The organism is Nitrosomonas sp. (genome assembly GCF_043753625.1).
GTDB lineage: Bacteria > Pseudomonadota > Gammaproteobacteria > Burkholderiales > Nitrosomonadaceae > Nitrosomonas.
Map to the genome: position 1 here is coordinate 1 of NZ_JAYUWI010000108.1, position 3,646 is coordinate 3,646.

Below are 3,646 nucleotides of genomic sequence, written 5' to 3' on the forward strand. Positions count from 1 at the left end.
GGCCATGGCAGTTCCTCTTTGATGGTGGGCTCTCTTGGGTCAGTATGCGCCTTATAATAGAAAAAATCGGGCTTGGCTGAACAATCTTTCTAATCAGGAGATATTTTGAAAAATCGTTCGTGTCTATTAATTAATTGAATTTTGCTACTGAATAAATGGAATAGATAATCAAAAAAATCTATTCTTGTAATAAAAATTTATCGTAGCTAGATTGAAATGAAAACACATAACAATAAGACTTACGTTTTATGGTACAAGTTTATGAATAAAAGAAATGTACGAAAACCCACATAGTGAAAAGCTTTTTAGGAAAGGGTTTTGAGCTAAGAGAACAATAGACATGCTTTCTAATAACTCCACCGTGCACGTAAATAATTTTATGTGCTAAGTTTAGAATGGCTAAGTTTTTTGGAGTTTTTAATAAGAATACCGATTAATTATTGTGCTTTCTGAGAGCGTGTAAATTTCCACTTTATCCATGCTGCCAAGGGATTCATTAGAATCCATGTAGTTATTCCAAACAAGTCTCAGCCAGTTGATTCAATACAATACGCTCTTGCTTGCTATACCACAGTCTATATTTTTCCTTGATACGCTCCCATCGCTTCCCATATTCACACCAGTAAGATTTTAATGGCGGTAACCATTCATGCGGGGCCTTGTCTGATTTGGATCTATTGATTGAATCATTCACTACCAAAAGATTTTCAATGTCATTTGCAAATGCTCTGCGTTGTGCCTTTCTCCATTTGTCCGCGCCATGTCTATGAGCATGTGCCAACGGCACTATGTGATCAATATCTACGTCTGAAGCTTTGGTGAATGTCTTGCCCGTATAAACCCCATACCATTCACCATATATAACCGTACAGTGTCTTAAATCTTCGAATTGAAATGGTTTTTGTCTGGTAGCTATTAATATTTCTTGCCGGGTGTTCTGGCAATCGCCATCAGCATCTATCCAGTGCGGCCAAACTTTTCTACTGTAGGGAGTGGCGGGAATAGCATGATCAGAATAGTTAGTGGATTCCCGCTGTAGTGGGATCTCTCTCTTTTCTATTGCGCAACCTGAAAGCGTTGCCAAAAATGAAATAAGCAAAGCTAAGAAAACTTTTTCCTTCAAATGTTTATCCGATATTTTTTGATTATGTTTATGAACTAACCTAAATGCTGCGGCTCTTTCCCATCAGGCCACAGAGATTTCGATACCCTTCATCATGTCTTCCAAAAAATCGTTTTTCCTGAATCGCACGCACGTAAATTTAACTGTCGATTGATACTTTGTTTTAAAAACACTTCAGTCAAAGCGATAACCAGCCTATTAACTGTTTAGTGCCCCTTCATTTCATAACACAAATCAACTCCTCCCAGCTTGTAGTGTAATTGGGACTTTTATTTCCCTGTTTCATCTTCCAGGGTTGCTTAAAACCTTCAGATGCCAGTTTTAAAGTGCCTCGATCCATACGAGCATTGATTTGATCCATGACACTCATCAATTTGCTGGATTGATTATCTGCTACTGATACCGAACCAAAGAGATCCAGCTGCCGGTATTGCCTTGGTACCAGTTCAGACAACATCACGCCCGCTTTCTGATACCGATAACCGCTGCGATAAATTCTGCGTAATCCCCATAGCGCAACCTTGGTCAACAATCTCGTATCGTCCGTTTGTCTTGGCACCGCAATCGTCATGCTGTTGGCATAATACGGTTCTTTTTCATTGAATGGACTGGTGCGAATGCTGACATGCACTGATCCAGCATAGGATTGTTGTCTTCGCAGTTTTTCTGCGGCACGACTGATGTAGAGAGTAACCGATTCTTCCAGGCTAGCCAGATCGGATACAGGAATTCCGAACGAGCGGGAACTGACAATCTGTTTTTTCGGCGGATTGATTTCTTCCAGTTCGATACAGGCAGTGCCATTGATTTCACGAATGATCTTTTCCATCACGACCGAGAAACGGGCGCGCAGTTGCGATGGCGATGCTGTTTTGAGATCCAGCACGGTTTTGATGCCGATTTCGTGCAGTTTGGGTGCAAGCCGTCTGCCGACACCCCAGATTTCGCCGACATCAATTTTTCTGAACCAATCTTCTTCCTGCCTGAGTGACATGGCATTCAGATCACACACACCATTGAACTCAGGGTTCTTTTTGGCAATGTGGTTAGCAAGCTTGGCCAGCGTCTTGGTTGATCCAACTCCGACACAAACCGGCAATCCCGTCCATTGCTTGATCCGCTGACGGATATGCTGACCATAGAGAATCTAGTTTTGTTGTCTGAATCCAGTCAGATCAAGGAAACATTCATCAATGGAATAAATTTCCTGGTTTGGACTGAACACTGCAAGTATACTCATGACGCGATTGCTCATGTCGGCATACAAAGTATAGTTGGATGAGTAGGCAATGATTCCGTGTTTTTTGGCCAGATCTTTCAGCTGAAACCACGGTTGACCCATTTTGACACCCAGTGCTTTTACCTCGTTACTTCTAGCAACCGCGCAACCGTCATTGTTGGATAGCACTACAACCGGTTTGTCTTCCAGTTTGGGATTGAATACCCGTTCGCAACTCACATAAAAATTGTTCACATCAATCAAAGCAATAGCACGGTCCGTCATATTATTGCAGTGCGATGATTTCAACGTTCTTTCTGTTCAGGAATTTCAGCAGATAGCGGTAAGTATCACGATCAAAATGTGGATGAATCGCTATTTCATCAAACTCCTGATGATCTCTCGCTGTTCCAAGATGACACCATTGGTCAAAGACATGCACTTCTGTCATGTCATTATCCGGATTATGCTCTCTAATCCCGATGCGACCATCAAATGGCCACGCTAAAAGCTTGTAACCACTTAATGCTGTCAAAAGGCGTAAGCGATGTGATTCCGCAGATTCTTTGTCCGCACATAAGCCTTTGCAGTGTTTTAATTGATGCGCAAAACACACGCCAGAGCCTTTTTCCAGTCCTAATGCCTTATCACATAACCCATGCTCATCGGCAAGCTTATTTAGAATCTCCAGTGCTTGTCGTTTGGTTTTGAAAGTGCCATAAACATTCTCTAAGGTAGTCCAGTCGATATCACTTTCATAAATCAAGGTAACCAATGGCCGGGCTGTTGGGTCATCCGAAACCTTCCATGCGCATAATTGTCGCTCACGTCTGAGCTGCCGGTTGTGAATAGGCTGATATTCTTTAATCAAGCACGATTCTAATAGCAGTGCTCCGAGTTCCCCGCTGGTGACCCGGTACTCGATTCGCTTGATTTCTTGGGCAATGCGCATTTCCTTGGCTGAACTATGATCACCCTGAAAGTGACTGAGTACTCGAGTTCTCAAAGTGACACTTTTACCGACATACAGCAGCGCACTCTCCCCATAGAATAAATAAACACCGAAGGTGTCCGGTATCGCATTGATTTCAAGTTGGTCGAGATTAGCCGGAATGGCTTGCTGCTTCAGTAATGCCAGGGCGACTTCCTGAACAGCATGTTCACCTAATTCATTGAAGGCCGCCGCAATAAATGCCGCCATCATTTCCGTATCACCCATGGCCCGGTGGCGATTCTCACAAACCAGTTTGAATCTTTCTATAATGGCATCTAAGCCATGTCCTTTATGTTGCGGATATAGCTTT

The 3,646-nt window shown here is 42.7% G+C and carries 2 protein-coding genes and 1 pseudogene; all 3 read right to left on the reverse strand.

Going from position 1 to position 3,646, the window contains the following annotated elements:
- Positions 1-511 precede the first annotated feature (511 nt).
- Positions 512-1,123: an HNH endonuclease family protein gene (locus ACH10T_RS09260; RefSeq protein WP_394809003.1), complete on the reverse strand. Its 612-nt coding sequence runs from the start codon at positions 1,121-1,123 to the stop codon at positions 512-514.
- 217 nt (positions 1,124-1,340) lie between these two features.
- A pseudogene (locus tag ACH10T_RS09265) lies at positions 1,341-2,627 on the reverse strand (Y-family DNA polymerase).
- 1 nt (position 2,628) lies between these two features.
- A partial coding sequence (locus ACH10T_RS09270) for a GIY-YIG nuclease family protein (protein WP_394809004.1) occupies positions 2,629-3,646 on the reverse strand: 1,018 nt, incomplete at its 5' end.